The organism is Microbacterium sp. NPDC089189 (assembly GCF_040685095.1).
Taxonomy (GTDB): Bacteria; Actinomycetota; Actinomycetes; order Actinomycetales; family Microbacteriaceae; genus Microbacterium.
Window position 1 is genome coordinate 82,273 of sequence record NZ_JBFBHG010000012.1, and the last position, 21,662, is coordinate 103,934.

The window sequence follows — 21,662 nt, forward strand, 5'->3', positions numbered from 1 at the left end:
CGCCTCGCCACCGCGGGCGGGAACGCGTGAGCGGCCCGCGTCCGCTGATCTACAGCGCGTTCAACGAGTTCGTCGTCTCGCATCACGACCACGGTCTGTGGAATCAGCCCGGCAGCCGACAGCTCGAGATCGGCAGCGTCGACTACTGGGTGGATGTGGCGCGCACCCTCGAGCGGGCGAACTTCGACCTGCTGTTCTTCGCGGACGTCCTCGCGCCCTACGACCTCTATCGCGGTTCGCGGGATGCGGCGATCGCCTCTGCGATGCAGATCCCCGTCAACGATCCCGCCCAGCTGATCCCGGTGCTCGCCTACGCCACCGAGAATCTGGGCTTCGCGCTGACGCAGAACCTGCTCCAGGAGCACCCGTACGCGTTCGCGCGCAAGATGTCGACGATGGATCAGCTCAGCGGCGGACGCATCGCCTGGAACATCGTCACGAGCTTCCTCCCCGGCGCGGGGCGCAACCTGGGGTTCGGCGGGCTCCCCACCCACGAGGAGCGCTACGGCCGTGCCGACGACTTCGTCGACGTGGTCTACAAGCTGTGGGAGGACAGCTGGGAGGACGGCGCGGTCGTCGCCGATCGCGGTCGACAGCGCTACGCCGATCCGGCCAAGGTGCACACGATCGACCACGTCGGCCCGTACTACGACGTGGTGGGGCCTCACCTCACCGCCCCGTCCCCGCAGCGCACGCCCGTGCTGTTCCAGGCGGCGGCGTCCTCGGTGGGCATCGACTTCGCCGGACGCAACGCGGAGATCCTCTTCACCTCGTTCGAGCGGCAGTCGGCCGCGGCCAGCATCGAGCAGCTGCGCGGTGCGGCGGAGGCATCCGGACGCTCGCGCGACGACGTGAAGATCTTCGCCGCCTTCTCCTTCGTCCTCGGCAGCACCGAGGCCGAGGCGCAGCGGCTCGCGCGCGAGGCCGCCGACGCCCAGTCGCTCGAGTCGATCCTCGTGAAGTACAGCGGATTCTGGGGCATGGACCTCGACCTGTTCCCGCTCGACGCCCGCATCGCCGACCTCCTGGAGGCGGGGCGCGGCACCCCGGCGGCGGCATACGCCCTGCGCACGGCGCCGGATGCGTCGTGGTCGTTCGAGCGCTTCATCCGCTGGTTCGCCAACCAGCACACTGTCGGCACGCCGGAGCAGATCGCCGACGAGATCGAACGGTGGCGGGATGTGGGGATCGACGGCCTCAACATCCCGTACATCATCTCGCCGGGAACATACGACGACCTCGCCGATCACCTGACACCGCTCCTGCAGCGGCGCGGCCTGATGGCATCCGGCTATCGCGAGGGCACCCTGCGCGAGAAGCTCTTCGGGCGAGGGCCCTACCTCCCCGACACCCACCCCGCCCGACGCACCCGCCGCTGGGCGCGTTGAGCGCGCCCGCACGCCCGACACCAGGAGACACGATGACGACCAACGCATGGCGCCCGCTGCCGCTCAGCACGCTCGAGCCGGCGGAGGACGGGGTGAGCGACGACGAGCTCTTCGCTCGCTTCCAGCCGCACTTCGACCGGATCGCCGAGGGCGCCGTCGACCGGGAACGCGCGCGTCGGAACGCGATCGACGAGGTGGACGCGCTGCGTGCCGCCGGTTTCGGCGCGGTCCGCGTGCCGAAGGCGTGGGGCGGCGGCGGGGCGACGCTCCGCCAGCTCTTCCGGTTGCTCGTCGCGCTCGGCCGCGCCGACTCGAATCTTCCGCAGGCGCTGCGCCAGCACTTCTTCCACGTCGAGTTGCTGATCCTGAGCGGCGAGGCCGACGGCGAGCTCGTGTCGCGGGTGGTCGCGGGGGAGCTCTTCGGCAACGCCACCACCGAGGCGGGGGATGCCGTCATCGGGCGCATCGGCACCCGGGTGGTGCCCGCGCCCGACGGTGACGGGTACCTCCTGTCGGGACGCAAGTTCTACAGCACCGGCAATCTGTACGCGCAGTGGATCCCGGTCGCGGCGGTGGATGAAGAGGACCGACCCCTGACCGTCATCGTGCCGCGCGACCGCGAGGGTGTCGTCGTGCACGACGACTGGCGCGGATTCGGGCAGAAGCTCACCGCGAGCGGGACCACCGAGTTCCTCGACGTGCGGGTGTCGGCGGACGAGGTCGTGCCGATCGCCGAGCCCGGGTCGATCCTCGGCGCCGGCTTCCATCAGCTCGTGCTGCTCGCGGTGCTCGCCGGGATCGCCGGGGCCGCCGCCCGCGACTCGGTGGAACTCGTGCGGGCGCGCAAGCGCGTCCATTCGACCGGTCCGGGCGTGCTGCCGGTCCACGATCCGATCGTGCAGCAGTCGGTCGGCCGCACCGTGGCCGCCGAAGTGCAGACCGCGCTGCTGGTCGACGGCGCCGCGGCCGCGGTCGAGGAGGCGTGGCGGGTCTGGGCCGGCGGCGACGACATCGCGCGGGCGACGGAGCTGTTCGTGCGCGCCGAGCTGGTCGTGGCGGCTGCGCAGGCGGTGATCGTGCCGACCGTCATCGAGACGACCGGGCGCCTGTTCGACACGCTGGGCGCCACGGCGACCGACGAGACGCGGGCGCTCGATCGCCACTGGCGCAACGCCCGCACGGTGTCCTCGCACAATCCCCACCTGTACAAGGAGCGACTGCTCGGCGACTACGCGCTCAACGGCACCCTGCCGCAGGGCTTCCAGGCGGGTTCGGATGTCGGGCGGTTGCCCGGGGCGTGAGCGCCGCTGCCGCCCGTGCCCCGCGCATCCATGCGCGGCGCACGGGCGCAAGCCCTAGCCGCCGCGGGCCGATTCGTTGTGTACTGGCCGCATGAGGTCGATCTGGAAGGGCGCCGTGGCGTTCGGACTCGTCAACGTGCCCGTCAAGGTGTACTCCGCGACGGAGGATCACGACGTCTCGCTGCACCAGGTGCACAACAAGGACGGCGGCCGCATCCGGTATCAACGCACGTGCGAGATCGACGGCGAGGTCGTGCCCTACGCCGACATCGACCGGGCCTACGACGACGGCGACCGGACGGTCGTGCTCACCAAAGAGGATCTCGACGCGCTGCCCGCCGAGAAGTCGCGCGAGATCTCGGTCGTCGAGTTCGTGCCGAGCGAGCAGGTCGATCCGATCACGTTCGACAAGGCCTACTACCTCGAGCCTGATTCCTCCTCGCCGAAGGCGTACGTGCTGCTCCGACGCACGCTGGAGCAGACCGACCGCACCGCCATCGTGCAGTTCTCGCTGCGGCAGAAGACCCGGCTCGCAGCGCTCCGCGTGCGCGGCGACGTGCTGGTGCTGCAGACCCTGCTGTGGGCCGACGAGGTGCGGGAGGCCGCGTTCCCGGCGCTCGAGGAGAGCGTGAAGATCTCGGCGAAGGAGATGGAGCTCTCGGCGGCGCTCGTCGACAGCTTCTCGTCGGAGTTCGAGCCCGAGCAGTTCCGAGACGACTACCAGGAGCAGCTGCGCACGCTCATCGAGGCGAAGCTCGAGAACGGCGAGAGCGTCGACACGGCGGCGACCTTCGGCGAGCAGGGCGAGGCGGACGACGGGGGAGAGGTCATCGACCTCATGGCGGCGTTGCGGGCGAGCGTCGAGCGCAGCCGGGCGGCCAAGGACGACGAGAAGCCGGCGCCGAAGCGCAAGAAGAGCACCAAGGCGTCCTGACCTCCGCCGTGCGCGGGGCGGGCACATCCGCTTCTCGGAGAATCCGACGTTTCTCGGAGGATCCGCCCGCGTTCCTCCGAGAAGTGAAGGTTTCTCCGAGAACCGCGGGGTGGTTCAGTCCTCGAGTGGCTCCACGACGGGGGTGTTGACGGCCTCGCGCTGCTCCTTCTTGACCTTCGCGCGCTCGCGCAGGTAGTGCCAGATCGTGACGGCGGCGGTGATCGCCACGACGCCGATGAGGATGACGTCGATGTACTCGGTGACGATGTGGGCGACCCACGGGATGAAGCCGATGAGGTAGCCGATCATGGTGAGGCCGAAACCCCAGATGACCGCACCGATGAAGTTGTAGAGCGTGTATTTGCGCCAGGGCATATGTCCGACGCCCGCGGCGACCGGAGCGAACGTGCGGACGATCGGCACGAAGCGGGCGAGGATGACCGTCACACCGCCGAAGCGCTCGAAGAACGCATTGGTGCGCTCGACGTTCTTCGTGCTGAACAGGCCGGACTGCTTGCGCTCGAAGATCGCGGGTCCTGCTTTATGCCCGATGAAGTATCCGACCTCGCCGCCGATGAACGCCGCGAGTCCGATGAGGAGGGCGACGATCCACACGTTGACGCCGAACACGCCGTTCGGGGCGATGTCGGAGGGGTGCGAGAGGAGCCCCGCGATGATCAGCAGGGTGTCTCCGGGAAGCAGGAAGCCGACCAGCAGCCCGGTCTCGGCGAACACGATGAAGCAGACCAGCGCCAGGGCCCAGGGGCCGGCGTTGACGATCAGCTGCTCGGGATCGAGCCAGGGGATGAGGGCGATGGAGTGCACGGAGATCCCGTCGTCGGATGTGGTCGGGCAATCAGGGCGCGGACACACGCATCCCCGTCCCCGTGCGGAAGGTGGGACTTGAACCCACACGCTCGAAAGCACAGGAACCTAAATCCTGCGTGTCTGCCAATTTCACCACTCCCGCGGGTGCGATCAGTCTACCCAGCAGCCTGCGCGGAACCCGGGAACGGACGCGACCGCGACACGTGCTTCTGCGCGAGCGAGTCGCGCGTCACGACGGCGTGGTCGACGAGCGGATCGTAGGCCCGCCGGGTGCGCAGCGCGATGCGTCAGTGCGGCTTCGTCGATCCGCGCACGACGAGGCGCGGCGCGACGAGGACGGACTCCGATGCGGTGCCGTCGGCGATCGCCAGCGATGCCTGGACGATCTCGGTGGTCGCGGAGGCGAGCGAGGTCAGCCCGGGGGCCGCGACGTCGGCGAGCGAGGTGCCGTCGAAGCTCGCGATCGCGACGTCGTCGGGCACCCGGGTGCCGGCGTGCTGCAGCGCGGTCAGGACGCCCAGGGCCACCACATCCGCGGTGCAGATGACGGCGTCGGCGTCGGGATGCCGGGCCAGGAGTTCGCGCGCGGCCTCGATGCCGCTCGACACCGAGAACGACGGCATCTGCAGCGTCGCGTCGTCGGGGCCCGCGAGGGCGGTGAACGCCCGCATGCGTTCGTGGCTCGCGGAGGATCGCGTCTGCGCGTCGACGAGCACGATCCGGCGTCGCCCGATCGCGCGCAGGTGCGCCACGAGCAGGTCCATACCCGCGGCGTTGTCGAGGTGGACGAAGGGCAGGTCGACGCCGGCCGCGACGCGGTCGACCTGCACGACGCGGTGGCCGGCGGCGACGGCACGGACGGCGGCGGCGCTGTCGTCGTGATCGACCGGCACGATGAGGACGGCGTCGACGAGGACTCGGTCCATGTCGGCGAGCTGGCGGCTCTCGCTCGCGACCGACTCGTTGGTGTCGATCGTGACCAGGCGGCGCCCGTCGGCGTCGAGGTGCCGGGAGTACGCGGCCACCAGCTCGGCGAAGTAGGCGTTGTCGATGGCCGGAACGAGCAACCCGATCGATCCGGTGGACTGCAGCCGCAGCGCGCGGGCGGCGGCGTTCACCCGGTAGCCGAGCGAGAGCTGGGCATCGCGGACGCGGGCGACGAGGGCGGGATCGACGTTGCGGTCGACGCCGGAGAGTACTCGGCTGGCGGTGGCGGGCGAGACCCCGGCGGCGGCGGCGACGTCCTTGAGGTTCGCGCGTCGATCCACTGGTCCCCCTCGCCCTGTCATCGCCTCCGATCCTAGTGACGCTTGACGGGCGGCCTTGCGCGTGGTTTCCTGTGGAAATGCATTTCCCAGACAACGGGGTCGACGTCCTCGTCATCGGATCGGTCAACATCGACACGGCGTTCCGCATCGATCGGCTGCCGCGGCCCGGTGAGACGATCGCCGCCGCCGACATCTCGGAGCGGGGTGGCGGCAAGGGCGCCAACCAGGTCTTCGCGGCCGCCGCGCACGGCGGGCGAGCGGCGCTCCTCGCCGCCGTCGGACACGACGCCGACATCGCCCTGCAGGACCTCCGCGCCGTGGGTGTGGATCTCTCGGGCCTCGTGACCGTCGAGGAGCCGACCGGGCGCGCCGTCCTGCTGCTGGCCGGCGACGAGAACGCCATCGTCGTCGGGGAGGGGGCGAACGGGCACCTCACGCCGGCCCACGTCGACGCCTGGGCCGCCGATCACGCCGCGCCCGCCGTCGTCGTGCTGCAGCACGAGGTGCGCCAGAGCGTCGTGCTGGCGGCCATCGAGCGCTTCTCGGGCTCCTCGCGCGTGTTCCTCAACCCCTCGCCATGGCGCGACGGACAGCTCGACGCCGTCTTCGCGGCCGACGTGCTCGTGCTCAACGAGATCGAGCTCGCCGCCGCTGCGGGAGGGGACGCTCGTGAGGGTGACGCCTCCGACATCGCGTCGCTGTTGGCCGGGCTTCCCGGCGGCGACGTCGTCGTCACGATGGGCGCGGACGGGGCGCTCGTCCGCGAAGCCGGCGAGATCACCCGCATCCCCGCGCACCGCGTCGACGCCGTCGACACCGTCGGGGCGGGGGACGCCTTCCTCGGCACGCTCGCCATGGCGGTCGCCCGCGGCGCGCGCCTCGTCGACGCTGCCCGGGATGCGGCCGCCGCCGCGGCGGTCGTCGTCACCCTCGCGGGTGCCCGCGACACCACCGCGCTCCCGGCATCGTGACTCCCGGCATCCCCGCTGCCGCGCCGTCGTCCTGACTCCGATCGAAAGGTACACCCCATGAGCAACGAGGCTCAGGCGCCCACCGGCGCCCGCCCCACCGTCGAGACCAACGGTGTCAATCCCGTGCCGGATGCGGAGCGTCGCGGCACCCCGCGCGGTCTGTTCGCCGTCTGGTTCGCGTGGAACATCTCGATCCTGGGCATCAGCTACGGCATCTTCGTCTTCTCGCTGGGACTCAACGTCTGGCAGACGATCCTCGCGGGCACGATCGGCTACGCCGTCTCGTGCGCCCTCGTGGGGATCCTCGCCGTGGGCGGCCCCCGCACAGGACTCCCCACCCTCGTGCAGACGCGGTTCGCCTTCGGCATCCGCGGCAACGTCGTGCCCGCCTTCTTCGCCTACCTGTCGAACATGGGCTGGAAGGTGACGATCATCACGCTCGCATCCACCACGGGCGCGAACCTGTTCGCCGTGCTCTGGCCCGCGGTGTTCGCCGACGCGGACGGCGGCGCCAACACCGTCACCGTGGTTGTCTGGTTCGTGCTGGTGCTCGCGGTGACGATGGCCGTCGCGGTCGTCGGGCACGAGTTCATCATGAAGATCGAGGTCTGGATCTCGTGGGTGACGAGCATCTTCACCGTCGTCTTCCTCGCGTTCGTGCTGCCCGAGGTCAACTGGGGCGCGCTGGGCGACACCCCGGCGGGTCCGTTCCTGACCTTCATCGGCGGCATCATCATGGCGATGACGATGGTCGGCATCGGCTTCCTCAACTACGGCGGCGACTTCGCCCGCTATCTGCCGCGCAACACCCCCGCGCGCGGCGTCATCGGCTGGACGACGCTCGGTCTCGCGCTGCCCGTGGTGGTGCTGCTCATCGTCGGTGCGCTGCTGGTGGGCAGCAACCCGGCACTCGGCGACGCGGCGGCGAGCGACCCGATCGGTGCGCTGACGGCGCTGCTGCCGCTGTGGTTCTTCATCCCGTTCTCGATCGTCATCGTCATCTCGCTCGTCTCGGCCGCGATCACGGGCATCTACAGTTCGGGCCTCGCGCTCATGGCCGTCGGCTTCCCGCTGAAGCGCTCGTGGACCACCGCCATCAACGCGCTCATCATCGCGGCGGGAGCGTTCTACCTGCTCTTCATCTCGACGTCGTTCCTCGCCACGTTCCAGTCGTTCCTCTCGCTCATCGCGGTGATGATGGGAACCCTCGGCGGCATCCAGCTGACGGACTTCATCCGGCAGCGGCGGATGGGGTGGAACCCGGCCATGGCGCAGCCCAAGGGCTATGGCGGCCGCAACGGCCGATGGACGGCCCTCGTGAGCCTCGCCGTGGGAACGATCGTGGGACTCGGCACGGTCACGAGCGCCGATCCCAACTTCGCACCCGTCACCGGATTCCTGCTCACGCCCGAGGCGCGCGACGGCGTGCTGGGCGCGAGCAACATCGGCGTGGTGCTCGCGATGGTGCTGGGCGCGGCGACGTACGCCCTGCTCACCTACGTGCTCAAGCTCGACCCCAGGCCCGACACGTCGCTGCTGGTCGAGGGGGCGTTCGAGAAGGCGGGCACCGAGCGGTGAGCGACGCGGTGACGGGGCGCGGAACGCGAGAGGCGTTCCGTACCCCGGACGCCTGGCACAGCCCGGCGACGTACTGGTTCTGGCATCACCTGCCCTCCGACGACCAGATCCGCACGCAGGTGCGCGAGATGTTCGACGCGGGGTTCCGGAGCTTCCAGATCCAGGCGCGGCTGTCGTTCCCGCAGGGCGCCTACCTCGACGACGACTATCTGCGCGCCTGCCGTCGGGCCGTCGACGAGGCCGCGCGGCTCGGGATGATCGTCGGCATCTACGACGACTACAACTGGCAGAGCGGTCACGCCGCCGGTCGTGCCGTCGCCGGCCACGACGACCTGCGCGAACGCCACCTGTTCTGGGTGCGCGTGCCGGTGGATGCGGGTCGGGGCACGGGGACGGTTTCGGGCATCCGCTCCGCCACCGAGAACCTCGGCCCGGCGGCCATGGCCTGGCACTACGAGGACGCCGAGGTGCGCTGGGCCGACTGGCGCATCGAGCATGTGCTCGTGGGGGAGGGCCGCGACACCGTCGACGTGCCCGGCGGCGCACGGGTCGACGGCGATGCGCACGGGTGCACGGTCGCCGTCTCGAACGCCGGGCCCGCGGCATCCGCCCTCGTCCTCGTCTCGGCGCGCTGCGCCACATCGCGCCTCGTGAACCCTCTCGACCGCGTCGCGGTGGAGCGCTTCGTCGAGGCCGGGTACGAGCCGTTCCGGCGGGCGTTCGGCGACCACTTCGGGCAGACCGTGCGGTACGTCTTCTTCGATCAGCCGCACGCCGTGTACTACGACTGGGCGGAGCGGGCCGGCGATCCGCGCAGCGCCCTCCCCATCCACACCGCGATGACCGAGGTGCTGCGTTCGCGCTTCGGCGACGAGCTGCCCGCGGTGTGGGCCGCGGTGCTGGGGGAGACGGCGGATGCGGGGGCGCTCGCACGCCGCGCCCGCTTCTGGGAGACCTTCTCCACGTACGCGATCGGCACGTTCCTCGGCACGCTCGCGGACTGGAGCCACCGGCACGGGCTGCTGCAGACCGGGCACGAGGTGCTGGGGCACGTCGGCTCGTGGACACCGGGCGCGTCGTTCGACACCTGGGATCTGCGCGCGAACTTCGGTCTCGACCACTTCTCGGTCGACCGCTACCGCGACCTCACCGCGGTCGACGCGCAGGATGCGGTGGCGCAGTTGAGCCCGCGACTGGGGGACGGGGTCGCGCGGGCCTCGGGGCGTCACGGCACGATGGTCGAGCAGTACTTCATGACCCCGCCCGAGGGCGGCACCCCCTGGTCGGGGCACTGGGGGCTGACACTCGACGAGCTGCGGGGCGCGGCGATCCGGCATCACTTCGCGGGCATGCGGCAGATGGTCTTCCACGGCTTCTACCAGACCCACGGTCACGACCGCGATCACGAGTCGCTCGCGAACCCCCGCTTCGACTTCCCTCCCGGCGTCAACGTCGAGCCGTGGTTCGCGGGCTTCCACGCCGACTACGCGGCCGAGGCGGCGCGGCTGAGCGAGTTCCTCGACGGCGTCGGCGACGACCCCGAGGTCCTGCTGCTGTGGCCGCTGCGCACGTTCTGGACCGACGGTCAGACCGGCCCGCACGCGGATCAGGTCGGCGCGTGGGCGCGTGCGCTCACCGAGGCCGACGTCCCGTTCCGGATGATCGACGAGCGTCAGCTCCGGACCATCGCGGATGAGGCGCCGACGGCGCGTGCGCTCGTGCTGCCGTCCGTGCGCACGCTCGCCGATCTCGCCGCGGTGCAGGCGGTGCACGCGCTCGCCGCCCGCGGCGTCCGCGTGGTCGCCTCGGGGCGGCAGCCGAGCCTGCTGCAGGACGGGGGCGTGCTCGGCGTCGCGTGGGATGCGGTGGGTTCCGAGTATCTCGTCGACGTGCCCTCGGCGGGCGAGGTGCGGGCGGCACTCGGGCTCGACGAGGACCGCTCGGCCGTCGCCACGGCGGCCGGTGCGCGCGTGCGGTCGGGGCTCGACGCCGACGGCGCCCGCCGCGCGGCGGTGTTCAACGACGGCGAGGGTCTGCTGGATGTGGTGCTGGCCGACGGCGCGACCGAGTGGGACGCCACCGAGGGGTCGACCCGCCCGTTCCCCGCGGGACGCGCGCGGCTGGAGCCGGGGGAGCTGCGCCTGTTCGTGCTGAGCGAGGCCGCGCGCTTCGGGGTCGAGGTCGCAGCGCCTCCGGCATCCGCAGCGATGGCGCTCACGACGGGATGGACCCTGCGGCTGCCGGAGGGGGACGAGCGCCCCATCGACGTGACCGCCGGGTGGCAGCTCGCGCATCCGAGGTTCTCGGGCACGGCGGTGTACCGCGTGACGTTCGAGGCGTCCGGCGCGGACGACCTCGTGCTGCGGCTGCCGAGGGTCGCCGGATCGGCGCGGGCATCGGTCAACAACCGGGCGCTCGCACCGCGCGGGTGGCGGCCGTTCCGGTTCCGGATCGCCCGCGGTCTGCTGACACCGGGCGCGAACACGCTCGAGGTCTCGGTGAGCGGGTCCGCCGCCAACGCCTTCTACGCGGGAACGGGTCTGCGCGCGCACCCCGAGCCGAACGGGCTGCTCGCCGCCCCGACCCTGGAGGTGGACGCATGCTGAAGGGCATCGACCCGATCGTCTCGCCCGAGCTGCTGTCGGTGATCGCGCGGATGGGCCACGGTGACGTGCTCGCGGTCGTCGATCGCAACTTCCCCGCCCACGCGCACGGGCGCGAGGTGGTGGCGGCGCACGGGGTGGGTACGACGCGGCTGGCCGAGGCGCTGTTCGCGCTGCTGCCCGTCGACACGTTCATCGCACGGCCGATCGCGCGGATGCAGGTGGTCGACGACCCCGACGCCTACCCCGAGGTGCAGCGCGAGTTCACAGCGCTCGCCGAAGCGGCCGAGGAACGGGCGATCGAGGTCGAACCGGTCGAGCGCTTCGCCTTCTACGCCCGCACCCGCGCCGCGTTCGCCGTGGTGCAGACGAGCGAAGCCCGGGCCTACGGGTGCTTCCTCGTGACGAAGGGCGTGGTCACGGGCTGACGGGCCTGTGGGCGTCCCACATCCGCTCGACCGCGTCGCGCGGGACCGTGCGCGGTTCGGTCAGCGGATCGATCGCGATGCTGTGCTCGGCCACGGTGAGCGATCGGGTGCGGTACGCCGTGTCGGCCGCGATCTCGAGCCGCCGCATCGCCGAGCGCTGCTCGCGTGGCGTCGTCGACCACCCGAACCACGGGGCGTCGTCGGGCACGCCGCGCGGGTGTCCGATCGCGCCGATGACCTGGGTGAATCCCGGCGTCACGCGATCCGAGTGGAACTGCAGCACACGGCGCGTGCCGGGGAGCGCCATGTCGGTGATGCCCAGAGAAGCCCCGTTGGCGAGCACGACATGGAAGCCGATCGGACGGACCGGGTAGTGATCGGGGCTGTGCCGGCGCAGGTGACGCGCGATGCCGAGCGCGACGCGGCGATGCAGGACGGGGTCCATGCCGGTCGAGGCGGCGGTGCGGTACGCGTGCACGAGATCGTTCTCGCGCCCGACATGCGGATCGCCGTCGATGATCGTCTCGGTCGGCGCGGGCCGGCGGATCAGCGTGTCGCGCACGGTCGCCTCCTGTCGGCGGCGGCGCCCGTCGATCACCGCGGCCACCCCCGCGGGCGCGAGGACGAAGAGGGCGGCTGCCGGGAGGAACCCGTAGGTGAACCACGCGGCGAGCACGGGCATGCCGGATGCGCCGGCGCCCGCCTGCACGATCGCGATTACGGCGGTGGGAAGGAGGAGGAGGACCGCGCCGGCGATCGCGACAGCGGGCCACGACCGCCGAGGGGGTGCGGCGTCGTCGAGCGGCGAGGCCATCTGATCACGGTATCGGGCCCGCCGCGCGGGCACCGTCATCGGAGGGGGTCGTCACGGCGGGGTGCGCCGGTCTCAGGCCACCGGCACCGGCGCCCCGACCATCCCGAAGAGGTCCTTCGGGTCCTCGGGCTCGGCGATGAGGTCGATCGACTCGCTGTACCGCGTGGTCGCCGTCGCATCCCGGGTGTAGCGGAGGGCGGTGAAATCCTCGATCGCGAAGCCCACCGAGTCGAACACGGTGATCTCCTCGGCGGAGATGCGCCCCGAGGCGCCTCCGGTGAGCACGGACCAGAGCTCGGTGACGGGCCAGTCGGGCGGCAGCTGCTGCAGTTCGCCCTCGATGCGGGTCTGGGCGGTGTGCTCGACGAAGAGCCTGTTGTCGCGGACGAGGGCGAGCTCGAGCTCGGTCTTCCCGGGGCAGTCGCCTCCGATGGCGTTGATGTGCGTCCCCGGGCGCACGTCGTCGGCGCGCAGCACGACGGCGTTCGCCTTGTCGGCGGTGCACGTGGTGATGACGTCGGCCTCGGCGGAGGCGGCCGCGGCCGAGGTCTCGACGGTGACCGTGAACCCGAGCGGACGCAGGTTGCGCGCCGTCGCCTCGGCCGCGGCACGATCGGTGTCGTAGAGGCGCAGATCGGTGATGCCGCGCTGCGAGCGGATGGCGAGCGCCTGGAACTCGGCCTGCGACCCGGCGCCGATCATCGCGTGGACCCGGCTGTCGGATCGCGCCAGCCACCGCGCAGCCAGCCCCGACACCGCGGCGGTGCGCAGCGCCGTGAGCAGCGTCATCTCCGAGAGGAAGAGCGGGTACCCGGTCATGACGTCGGCGAGCACACCGAACGCGGTGACGGTCTGGAACCCGCGCGAGGGGTTGGCCGGGTGCCCGTTCACGTACTTGAACGCGTACAGCTCGCCGTCGCTGGTGGGCATGAGCTCGATGACGCCGATCGGGGAGTGGCTGGCGATGCGCGGCTCCCGCTCGAACCGCTCCCAGCGCCGGAAGTCGGCCTCCATCGCATCCACCATGCCCGCGATGATCGCCTCGGGGCCGGTCTCACGAACCCATGCGGCCATGTGGGTGACGCTGAGGAAGCGCATGACGGATGTCCTTTCGACGGGGGATGCCGCGGGGGCATCGCGGGTAGCGACATTCTTCAGGCGGTGCGCGTCGCTCCCGTGTCGGGCGCCGGATCCTGCAATCCGGTCGGGGGGTCTTTGCCGGTTCTCGGCGCCGCGTCTGCGACGCGCGTGCCACCTCCTTAACCTGGCGCCAGGTCGGAGGCGAGGAGACAGGCATGCGGATCCACCGGCACGGCGACGCCGCGCTCGACTGGCGGATGTACCACGGCGCCGGGCGGGTGCAGGTCGAGCGGTACTTCGGCCAGACGACGCGCCTGCAGGCGAACGTGATGCTCTATCACCTCGAGCCGGGAGCCGAGGAGGGCATGCATCACCACCTCGCCGACGACCCGACGAGCTGCTCCGTCGACAGCGCCGACGAGATGTACGTCGTCACCCGGGGAGAGGTCGTCGTCATCGGCCCCGATGAGCGGATCGTCCTGCGCGCCGGCGATGCCGCCTACGCGCCGCACGGTGTCCCGCACGGCGTCGCGAACGAGTCGGACGAGGCCGCGGAGCTCGTGCTGATCTTCGGCCCTCCGCGCGCCTGATCGCTGCGGGCCGCCCGGCGGGTCAGCGCGCGGCGACCTGCGCGCCGCGCCGTGCGGTGCGGACGATGCCGTCGGCGAGCACGGGCCAGAGGCCCGGCGGGATGAGATGCCCCATCCCGGGATGAAGCTGCAGTTCGGCCTCCGGAAGGGCCGCGGCCATGTCGAGGGCCGCGGCCGCGCCGCAGACGTCGTCGTCGCGGCCGTGGAAGACGAGGGCGGGGGCCGTCACGGTCCGCAGCTGCTCGAGCCGTTCCGGCGCGCGCAGGAGCGCCGCCCACTGGCGGGCGAATCCCTCGGGGGCGTCACCGCGGTCGAAGGCCTCCCCGGCGGCCCACCGCATCCATTCGACGTCGACCGGGTAGCGCTCGCTGCCGGCGATGGCCGCGTAGGCCCCGGCACGCTCGACCTGCTCCGCGCGGGGCACGCGTACGGGGGTGCGCTGCAGCTCGGGCCGGTCGTCGTGCCGCACGTACCGCGGGTCCTGCCCGGGGATCGTCGACAGCAGGCCGAGGCTGAGGACGCGCTCCGGATGCCGGATGGCCGCCATCTGCGCCATCATCCCGCCCATCGAGTGGCCCACGAGATGCGCGGCGGGCACGGCGAGGTGGTCGAGGACACGCACGACGTCGTCCGCGAGATCCTCCAGGCCGTAGCCGCCGTCGACGTCGTCGGGACCGCCGAAGCGGGGCGAGAGGCCGGTGTCGCGATTGTCGAACCGCACGACGCGGAAGCCCTGGTCGCGGATGAGCGCGATGAACTCCTCGGTCCACGACAGCAACTGCGCGCCGCCGCCGGAGATGAGCACGACCAGCGGTGCGCTCTCGTCGCCGAACGCCTCGAAGTAGAGGGGGACGTCGGTGGTGTCGGTGTACGGCACGGGTGGCCTGCCTTCGGGGTCAGTGGGCGAGAACGGGACGGTGGTCGATGCCGCCGGCGGGGTTCGCCGCGGACGCGACGCCGAACGTCGAGATGTCGTCGGCCGTCCGGCCGTCGAGGGCGAGCTCCGCGAGGATGCGGCCGATCGTCGGGGTGAACTTGAAGGCGTGTCCGGCGCCGAGGGCGACGATGATGTCGGGATGCTGCGGCACCGGGCCGATGACGAAGTTCCGGTCGGGCGTGATCGCGTACTGGCACGTGACGGTGCGCAGCGCCTCACCGCTGGCGGGGATCGTCGTCGACATGAACGAGGTCAGCTCCGCCAGCAGCTCTGGAGAGGGCACGAAGGTGCGCTCCTCGGGCGACATGAGGTTGTCGGAACGGTCGCGCGCGGCCTTGATCGTCGGCTCTCCGTAGGTCGGGAAGCCGTAGAAGCACTGCTCGTCCTCCCAGATCCACACGGGGAACCGGTCGCGGTCGAAGGCGTCGGAGTCTCCCGGAGCGAAGTAGGTCACCTGCTCCTGCATCGTGATGAGCGGGATCTCCGCCCCGAGGGGGCCGAGGAGTTCGTTCGTCCACGCATCCGCGGCGAGCACGACCTTGTCGGCGTGCACGTCGCCGTGCGCGGTGCGGACGACCACGCCCGTGTCGTCGGGGGTCAAACCCAGCACGGGCGTGCGGTCGCGGATGACCGCGCCGTTGACACGGGCGTGCATCTGGAGGGCCGCGACCGAGCGCGAGGCGTGCACGATGCCCGAATCGGGCGTGTAGATCGTCTCGACGTGAGGCGGCAGTGAGAACTGGGGCCACCTCTGGTGCACCTGGTCGGGGGAGAGCAGCTCATGCGGGACTCCCGCCTCACCGAGACTGCTGACGAAGTCGGACGCGGCGAACGGCCCGTCGGTGGGGATGAACACGAGGCCGCCCGTCACCGTGGTCAGCCGCTCACCGGAGACGGCTTCGAAGTCGGCCCAGTCGCGGTACGACGTCTGGGCGAGGCGCACGTACTGCGGAGATCCGTACGACGTGCGGATGATGCGCGAGGTGTCGTGCGATGCGCCACGCACGTGGCCGAGTTCGAACTGCTCGAACGCGACGGTGCGCGCCCCTCTTCGCGACAGGTGGTACGCGGCGGCGCTGCCCAGCGCGCCCATGCCGACGACGGCGACATCGAAATGCTCCATGTGGTCCGTTCCCTCTCCGACCGGTGAGGCCATTATTTGAACGCGATCGCACGGCGCTGTTACAGTGCTGATCTTCTGCAAACCCGAAGGTCGAGGTTTGCTGATTCCGGGGCAGAGAGGTGCCATGACAGCGCGCGTCGAGACGGGGCTGAACGTCGTCCAGGTCGTGGCAGGGCGGACGGACCCGACCGATCCGATGCTCACCGGGGCGATCGCCCGTGCCGTCGGCATGCCGCTCAGCAGCGCGTCCCGGCTGTGCGCGGAACTCGTCGATCTGGGCCTCCTCGCGCGCGGAGAGACGTACGGGTCGTACCGGATCGGACCCGCGGCATTGCGGCTGTCGGGCGATGCATCGGCACCGTATGCGGCGGCGGCGCGCTCGGCCCTGACCCGGCTCGCGCACGGCACGGGCGAGACGGCGCTCATCGCGGCGAGCGGGCGAGGAGGGGTCCGCATCATCGATGCCGTGCCGTCTCCGTGGACGATGCACTCGCCCGCCGTCGTGGGCGAGCTCGTGGACGATCAGCGCAGCGCGAGCGTGCAGGCTCTCGCCCGCGTCGGTGTCGGCATGGGGGGTCAGATCACCGAGTCGCGCGTGGGCAAGTGCGTCGAGCTCGCGGTGCCCGTGCTGGAGCCGGGAGGCGAGGCCGTCGCGGTGCTGGCCGTGCGCCTTCCGGTCAATCGGGCGAAGGAGGGTGTTCCGGTCGCGCGCCGCGCACTGGCGGCCGAACGGCGGGTGCTCGAGCGGGCGCTGGGTGTGCCGGCCCCGCGGCGCGCACCGTCCGCGGCACGCGCCGCGTCATCGGCGCTGGGCGCGACGCTCATCCTGCTGGAGGCGCTCGGTCCGGGCGATGCCAGCGTGGCAGAGCTCTGCGCGACGACGGGGATCCGCCGCGACCGGGCGTTGCGGCTCGTCGAATCATGCCGCCGGGCGGGATTCCTCCGCAGCGACGGCGACCGCATCCATCTCTCCTGGATGCTGCAGGGCTGGCTCCGTGCGGCCGTCCGACCGACGCTCGTCGCGGAAGGCGCACCGGTGGTCGCGGCCGCCGCCGACGCGACCGGGGTGTGCGCGTTCATCACGGTGCTGCGCGGCATGCGCTCGGTGACGCTGGTCGAAGAGATCCGGAGCCTGGGCGCGGGGCTCGACATGACCCCGTGGATCGGGCGACCGTGCCCGATCGCCGGTGCGGACGGCGGGCCGACGCTGGTGATGGACTTCGACACGGACGACATCCCGTCGTTCCTCCCGCGGCGTGCCGATGCGCGGGAGCTCGCCGAGTTCGGACAGCGCGTCGACACGCTGGTGCGGGAGGGCGTCGTGGCGAAGGAATCCATTGAGGAGGCGGGGCAGACCGCGGTCACCGCCCCTATCCGCGATGCGAGCGGCGCGGTCGCGGCCGCGATCTGCCTGGTGGGGGCGACCGACGAGATGCGCCCGCGCATCCCGGAGCTCCGGGGCGTGGCGCTGCGGCTCTCGGCTGATCTCTCGCGACTCGTCGGATTCCGCGCCGTTCCGGTCGAGAGCGCGGACTGACCTCCGACCGGCTCATCCGCGGTGCCGCGCGCCCGGGCGCGCGTCGGTGTCGCGGCAGGCGATCTCGTCGAACGCCTGCTGCAGAGCGTTCTGCGCCGCCCGCAGTCCCGGCCGACGCGACGACCCGTGGCGCACCGCGGTGAAGACGTCGCGGCGCGGTCCGCCGGGCAGATCGAGCAGGCGGACAGGCGGATCGGCGCCGGCGAACACGAGGTCGGGGATCATGCCGGCGGCGCGGCCGGAGGCCACCAGACGCACGTGCGCCGTGAGATCGGTGAGTTCGAACGGGACGTCGGGCTCGAAGCCGGCCGCCCGGCACTGCTGCGTCGCCCAGTCGCGCGCCGCGGTGCCGACGGGCTCCATGACCCACGGCCGGTCGCGGAGGGCGGCGAGCTCGGTCTCGTGTTCGTCGGGGCCGAGGGCCAGCCGGATGCTGTCGAGGCCCAGCAGCGTGCGCTCGAGTCCGGCGCGGTGCTCGCGTGTGTGCCCCGGGTACTGCTCGGCCACGACGAGGTCGAAACCGCGGGCGGCAAGCTCGAACAGACCCTCTTCGGGCGGCAGCTCGGTGACCTCGAGGCGCAGGCCGGGTGCGCTGTCGGCGAGGAGCTCGAGCACGCGGGGGATGAGGCCGTGGACGGCGGACTGCATCGCGGCGATGCGCACCGGTGAGAGCGAGGGCCGCATCCGCTCCAGGTCGCTGCGCACCTCCTCATCGGCGGCCAGCATGCGTGCGGCGTGCGCGGCCAGGGCCTCGCCTTGTGCTGTCAGACGCACCCGACGGCCATCGGGCTCCAGCAGCGCGACGCCGGCGTCGCGCTCGAGCTGCGCCAACTGCTGGGAGATCGTCGACGGGCTGTAGGCGAGCGCTTCGGCGACGGCCGCGAGGGTGCCGCGCACCGAGAGCTCGTGCAGCAGCCGCAGACGTCGAAGATCGAACATGGCCCGCCATTCATTGAGAAACTTGAATGGTAATCATCGTAAACGGTCGCTTTTCTCGATGGGACTCGACGCCGCAGACTGAGCCGTCTACGGAAGGACACCCATGACCCCGCGCACCGACTCCGCCGTCGCTCCCGCCGACGTGCGGCTCGCCGACCTCGCCGACGATGCGATCGCGCTCGTGCGTCGGTGGCTCGAGCAGAGCCGCGCCGAGCCGGTCGATGCGTCGGCTGAGCGCCTCGCCGGCGTGCTCCGCGACCCGAAGGGGCTCGATTTCACCGTCGGCTTCGTGGACGGAGTGGTCCGCCCGGAGGACACCCGGGTCGCTGCGCGCAATCTCGCGGGCCTCACCCCGTTGATCCCGTCGTTCCTGCCCTGGCCGCTGAAGGCCGCGATCCGCCTCGGTGCGTTCGCCGCGCCCCTGGCGCCGGCGATCGTCGTTCCGGCGGCGCGCACGGCGCTCCGTGCGATGGTCCGCCACCTCATCGTCGACGCCACCGATCGGAAGCTCGGCCCCGCGATCGGGCGGATCCGGGGCGACGACGGCGTCCGCCTCAACGTCAACCTGCTGGGCGAGGCGATCCTCGGCCGGAAGGAGGCGGCTCGGCGGCTGGCCGGCACCCGCAAGCTCCTCTCGCGCCCCGACGTCGACTACGTCTCGATCAAGGTCTCCTCGACCGTCGCCCCGCACACCCCGTGGGCCTTCGAGGACGCGGTGACGGATGCCGCGGATGCACTGCGTCCGCTGTACCGCGTCGCCCGGACCGGGCGGAAGTTCCTCAACCTCGACATGGAGGAGTACAAGGACCTCGACCTCACGATCGCGGTGTTCATGCGCATCCTCGACGAGCCCGAGTTCCGCGACCTCGAAGCCGGCATCGTGCTGCAGGCGTACCTGCCCGACGCGCTCGGCGCGATGGTGCGCCTGCAGGAGTGGGCGGCGGTGCGCGTCGCGGCCGGCGGAGCGCCGATCAAGGTGCGCGTCGTCAAGGGCGCGAACCTGCCGATGGAGCGCGTGGATGCCGACGTCCACGACTGGCCGCTGGCGACCTGGGAGTCGAAGCAGGCCTCGGATGCCTCCTACAAGGCGGTGCTCGACTACGCGCTCCGCCCGGAGCGCACCGCCCACGTGCGGATCGGGGTCGCCGGGCACAACCTGTTCGACGTCGCCCTCGCCTGGCTGCTCGCCGAGCGGCGCGGCGTGGTGGGCGGCATCGACATCGAGATGCTGCTGGGCATGGCGACGGCGCAGGCCGCGGTCGTCCGTCGCACCGTCGGATCGATCCTGCTGTACACCCCGGTGGTGCACCCGCAGGAGTTCGATGTCGCGATCGCCTACCTCATCCGACGTCTCGAGGAGGGCGCGTCGGCCGAGAACTTCATGTCCGCCGTGTTCGACCTCGACGGCGATGCGCAGCTCTTCGCCCGTGAGCGCGACCGCTTCCTCGCCTCGATCGCGGCGATGCCGACCGGCGTGCCCGCCCCGCACCGCGTGCAGGACCGGACGGCCACGGTCCACCCCGCGCCCGTGGACGGGTTCGAGAACGCTCCCGACTCCGATCCGGCGATCGCGGTCAATCGCCGCTGGGCCGACGGCATCCTCGCCCGGATGGAGCGGTCCGCGCTCGGTCTCGAGACGGCGGAGGCCCACGTGCTGGCGGATGCCGCCGCCGTCGACGCCGCGGTCGAGGCTGCGGTGGCGGCGGGCGCGGCCTGGCGGGCGCGGGGCGCCGACGAGCGCGCGGTCATCCTGCATCGCGCCGGCGAGATCCTCGAGCGTCGCCGCGCCGACCTCATCGAGGTGATGGGATCCGAGTGCGGCAAGGTCGTCGAGCAGAGCGACCCCGAGGTGTCGGAGGCCATCGACTTCGCGCACTACTACGCCGAGCAGGGGCGACGCCTCGACCGCGTCGACGGCGCCACGTTCACGCCCGTCGCTCTGACGGTCGTCACCCCGCCCTGGAACTTCCCCGTGGCGATCCCGGCAGGGTCGACCCTCGCGGCGCTCGCCGCCGGCAGCCCCGTCGTGCTCAAGCCCGCGCTGCAGGCGCGGCGTGCGGGAGCCGTCATGGCCGAGGCGCTCTGGGAGGCCGGCGTCCCGCGCGACGTGCTCACCTATGTGCAGCTCGACGAGGGCGCGCTCGGCGAGCGGCTCGTCGCCCACCCCGCGGTGGAGCGCGTGGTGCTCACGGGCTCCTACGAGACGGCCGAGCTGTTCCGCTCGTTCCGGCCCGAGCTGCCCCTCCTCGCCGAGACGAGCGGCAAGAACGCCGTGATCGTCACGGCCAGCGCCGACCTCGATCTCGCCGCGAAGGACGTCGCGATGTCGGCCTTCGGTCACGCCGGCCAGAAGTGCTCGGCGGCGTCGCTCGTCGTCCTGGTCGGATCGGCTGCGACCTCTGATCGGTTCCGCGGTCAGCTCGTCGATGCCGTCACCTCTCTCGAGGTCGGGCTGCCGTGGCACGCGGCGAGCCGCGTCGGACCCCTCATCGAGCCGGCGGAGGGCAAGCTGCTGCGGGCCCTCACGGCGCTCGAGCCCGGACAGAGATGGCTCGTCGAGCCGGCGAAGCTCGACACCGCCGGAGCGCTGTGGCGTCCCGGCATCCGCGACGGGGTGCTGCCCGGCTCGGAGTTCCACCTCACCGAGTACTTCGGCCCCGTCCTCGGGATCATGACCGCCGCCACGCTGGACGAGGCGATCGACATCGTCAACGCGATCGACTACGGACTCACCTCGGGCCTGCACTCGCTCGACGACGACGAGATCCAGACGTGGATGCGGCGGATCGAGGCGGGGAACGTCTACGTCAACCGCGGGACCACCGGCGCGATCGTGCAGCGCCAGCCCTTCGGGGGCTGGAAGAAGTCGGCGGTGGGCGCGGGGACGAAGGCCGGTGGCCCGAACTACCTCACCGGCTTCGGGACGTGGTCGGATGCCGCGCCGCGCGCCGTTCGTGCGCGTCCTGACGCCTTCGTCTCCGCCGCTCTGGCCGCCGTGCCGGCCGACGACCGGCCGTGGCTCGCCGCCGCCCTCGCGAGCGACGCGGCGGCGTGGGCCGACGAGTTCGGGGTCGCCCGTGACGCCTCGGGGCTCGCGTCGGAGCAGAACGTCTTCCGCTACGCGCCGGTGCCGGTGACCGTGCGATTCGAGGATGCGGCGGAGGTCGCGCTGGTGCGCTCGGTCGCCGCCGGGCTGCGGGTCGGCGCCGCCGTCGCCGTCAGCTCCCCAGTGGCGCTGAGTCCCGGAGTGCGGGCGTGGCTCGAGGGCTCGGGCGTCGCGACGCACGTCGACGACGAAGGTCACCTTGATCAATCAATCAGGAGAGCTATTATTCTCATTTTA

General features: G+C 71.6%; 17 protein-coding genes and 1 tRNA gene. 10 read left to right on the forward strand and 8 right to left on the reverse strand.

What is annotated here, in order from left to right:
- The first annotated feature begins 26 nt into the window (after positions 1 to 26).
- From AB0N73_RS08800 to AB0N73_RS08810, 3 genes are all read left to right on the forward strand, one after another.
- Complete coding sequence (locus AB0N73_RS08800; protein WP_363562479.1) at positions 27 to 1,388, forward strand: NtaA/DmoA family FMN-dependent monooxygenase; 1,362 nt, start codon at positions 27 to 29, stop codon at positions 1,386 to 1,388.
- Between the two features lie 32 nt (positions 1,389 to 1,420).
- The gene (locus tag AB0N73_RS08805) at positions 1,421 to 2,689 is read left to right on the forward strand and encodes a hypothetical protein (RefSeq protein ID WP_363562481.1); all 1,269 of its coding nucleotides are present in this window, start codon (positions 1,421 to 1,423) and stop codon (positions 2,687 to 2,689) included.
- 91 nt (positions 2,690 to 2,780) lie between these two features.
- Positions 2,781 to 3,623 (forward strand): Ku protein, encoded by an 843-nt coding sequence (locus AB0N73_RS08810; protein WP_363562483.1) that lies wholly within the window; start codon positions 2,781 to 2,783, stop codon positions 3,621 to 3,623.
- Between the two features lie 114 nt (positions 3,624 to 3,737).
- Here the strand turns inward: AB0N73_RS08810 and AB0N73_RS08815 are convergent, their stop codons facing one another.
- From AB0N73_RS08815 to AB0N73_RS08825, 3 genes are all read right to left on the reverse strand, one after another.
- Positions 3,738 to 4,448, reverse strand: a complete 711-nt coding sequence (locus AB0N73_RS08815) for a VTT domain-containing protein (protein WP_363562485.1) — start codon at positions 4,446 to 4,448, stop codon at positions 3,738 to 3,740.
- Between the two features lie 63 nt (positions 4,449 to 4,511).
- A tRNA-Leu gene (locus AB0N73_RS08820) sits at positions 4,512 to 4,593 on the reverse strand.
- 145 nt (positions 4,594 to 4,738) lie between these two features.
- The gene (locus tag AB0N73_RS08825; RefSeq protein WP_363562487.1) at positions 4,739 to 5,719 is read right to left on the reverse strand and encodes a LacI family DNA-binding transcriptional regulator; all 981 of its coding nucleotides are present in this window, start codon (positions 5,717 to 5,719) and stop codon (positions 4,739 to 4,741) included.
- Between the two features lie 77 nt (positions 5,720 to 5,796).
- On the opposite strand from AB0N73_RS08825, the gene AB0N73_RS08830 reads away from it, so the two are divergent.
- The 4 genes from AB0N73_RS08830 to AB0N73_RS08845 are packed head-to-tail and all read left to right on the forward strand — an operon-like array spanning position 5,797 to position 11,299.
- The gene (locus AB0N73_RS08830; protein WP_363562489.1) at positions 5,797 to 6,690 is read left to right on the forward strand and encodes a PfkB family carbohydrate kinase; all 894 of its coding nucleotides are present in this window, start codon (positions 5,797 to 5,799) and stop codon (positions 6,688 to 6,690) included.
- A gap of 57 nt (positions 6,691 to 6,747) precedes the next feature.
- On the forward strand, positions 6,748 to 8,268 hold the full coding sequence (locus AB0N73_RS08835) for a cytosine permease (protein WP_363562491.1): 1,521 nt from the start codon (positions 6,748 to 6,750) through the stop codon (positions 8,266 to 8,268).
- Entirely contained in the window at positions 8,265 to 10,874 is a 2,610-nt protein-coding gene (locus tag AB0N73_RS08840) for a hypothetical protein (protein ID WP_363562493.1), read from the forward strand. Before AB0N73_RS08835 ends, AB0N73_RS08840 begins: the two co-directional genes overlap by 4 nt.
- Positions 10,868 to 11,299, forward strand: a complete 432-nt coding sequence (locus AB0N73_RS08845) for an RbsD/FucU domain-containing protein (protein WP_363562495.1) — start codon at positions 10,868 to 10,870, stop codon at positions 11,297 to 11,299. The genes AB0N73_RS08840 and AB0N73_RS08845 overlap by 7 nt, the downstream gene beginning before the upstream one ends.
- Here AB0N73_RS08845 and AB0N73_RS08850 read toward each other — a convergent pair.
- Entirely contained in the window at positions 11,289 to 12,113 is an 825-nt protein-coding gene (locus AB0N73_RS08850; RefSeq protein ID WP_363562497.1) for a hypothetical protein, read from the reverse strand. The genes AB0N73_RS08845 and AB0N73_RS08850 overlap by 11 nt on opposite strands.
- 72 nt (positions 12,114 to 12,185) lie before the next feature.
- Positions 12,186 to 13,211 (reverse strand): ornithine cyclodeaminase, encoded by a 1,026-nt coding sequence (locus AB0N73_RS08855; protein WP_363562499.1) that lies wholly within the window; start codon positions 13,209 to 13,211, stop codon positions 12,186 to 12,188.
- A gap of 197 nt (positions 13,212 to 13,408) precedes the next feature.
- On the opposite strand from AB0N73_RS08855, the gene AB0N73_RS08860 reads away from it, so the two are divergent.
- Positions 13,409 to 13,783, forward strand: a complete 375-nt coding sequence (locus AB0N73_RS08860; protein WP_363562501.1) for a cupin domain-containing protein — start codon at positions 13,409 to 13,411, stop codon at positions 13,781 to 13,783.
- Between the two features lie 22 nt (positions 13,784 to 13,805).
- Here the strand turns inward: AB0N73_RS08860 and AB0N73_RS08865 are convergent, their stop codons facing one another.
- Positions 13,806 to 14,660, reverse strand: a complete 855-nt coding sequence (locus AB0N73_RS08865) for an alpha/beta fold hydrolase (RefSeq protein WP_363562503.1) — start codon at positions 14,658 to 14,660, stop codon at positions 13,806 to 13,808.
- A gap of 19 nt (positions 14,661 to 14,679) precedes the next feature.
- On the reverse strand, positions 14,680 to 15,843 hold the full coding sequence (solA, locus tag AB0N73_RS08870) for an N-methyl-L-tryptophan oxidase (protein WP_363562505.1): 1,164 nt from the start codon (positions 15,841 to 15,843) through the stop codon (positions 14,680 to 14,682).
- 124 nt (positions 15,844 to 15,967) lie between these two features.
- Here solA and AB0N73_RS08875 point away from each other — a divergent pair, with 124 nt between their 5' ends.
- The gene (locus AB0N73_RS08875) at positions 15,968 to 17,380 is read left to right on the forward strand and encodes a helix-turn-helix domain-containing protein (RefSeq protein WP_363562507.1); all 1,413 of its coding nucleotides are present in this window, start codon (positions 15,968 to 15,970) and stop codon (positions 17,378 to 17,380) included.
- 12 nt (positions 17,381 to 17,392) lie between these two features.
- Here the strand turns inward: AB0N73_RS08875 and AB0N73_RS08880 are convergent, their stop codons facing one another.
- Positions 17,393 to 18,319 carry a LysR family transcriptional regulator gene (locus tag AB0N73_RS08880; protein WP_363562509.1) on the reverse strand — a complete coding sequence of 309 codons (927 nt, stop codon included), beginning with the start codon at positions 18,317 to 18,319 and terminating at the stop codon, positions 17,393 to 17,395.
- A 103-nt stretch (positions 18,320 to 18,422) separates the two neighbouring features.
- Between AB0N73_RS08880 and AB0N73_RS08885 the strand changes: the two genes are divergently transcribed.
- Positions 18,423 to 21,662 (forward strand): proline dehydrogenase family protein (locus AB0N73_RS08885; RefSeq protein ID WP_363562511.1); only part of this gene is annotated, 3,240 nt, incomplete at its 3' end.

Excerpts from the sequence above, each read along its gene's own strand:
- AB0N73_RS08805 (WP_363562481.1), top strand. The coding sequence starts at position 1,421 with ATGACGACCAACGCATGGCGCCCGCTGCCGCTCAGCACGCTCGAGCCG.
- AB0N73_RS08810 (WP_363562483.1), top strand. The coding sequence starts at position 2,781 with ATGAGGTCGATCTGGAAGGGCGCCGTGGCGTTCGGACTCGTCAACGTG.
- AB0N73_RS08830 (WP_363562489.1), top strand. The coding sequence starts at position 5,797 with ATGCATTTCCCAGACAACGGGGTCGACGTCCTCGTCATCGGATCGGTC.
- AB0N73_RS08835 (WP_363562491.1), top strand. The coding sequence starts at position 6,748 with ATGAGCAACGAGGCTCAGGCGCCCACCGGCGCCCGCCCCACCGTCGAG.
- AB0N73_RS08845 (WP_363562495.1), top strand. The coding sequence starts at position 10,868 with ATGCTGAAGGGCATCGACCCGATCGTCTCGCCCGAGCTGCTGTCGGTG.
- AB0N73_RS08850 (WP_363562497.1), bottom strand. The coding sequence starts at position 12,113 with ATGGCCTCGCCGCTCGACGACGCCGCACCCCCTCGGCGGTCGTGGCCC.
- AB0N73_RS08855 (WP_363562499.1), bottom strand. The coding sequence starts at position 13,211 with ATGCGCTTCCTCAGCGTCACCCACATGGCCGCATGGGTTCGTGAGACC.
- AB0N73_RS08860 (WP_363562501.1), top strand. The coding sequence starts at position 13,409 with ATGCGGATCCACCGGCACGGCGACGCCGCGCTCGACTGGCGGATGTAC.
- solA (WP_363562505.1), bottom strand. The coding sequence starts at position 15,843 with ATGGAGCATTTCGATGTCGCCGTCGTCGGCATGGGCGCGCTGGGCAGC.
- AB0N73_RS08875 (WP_363562507.1), top strand. The coding sequence starts at position 15,968 with ATGACAGCGCGCGTCGAGACGGGGCTGAACGTCGTCCAGGTCGTGGCA.
- AB0N73_RS08880 (WP_363562509.1), bottom strand. The coding sequence starts at position 18,319 with ATGTTCGATCTTCGACGTCTGCGGCTGCTGCACGAGCTCTCGGTGCGC.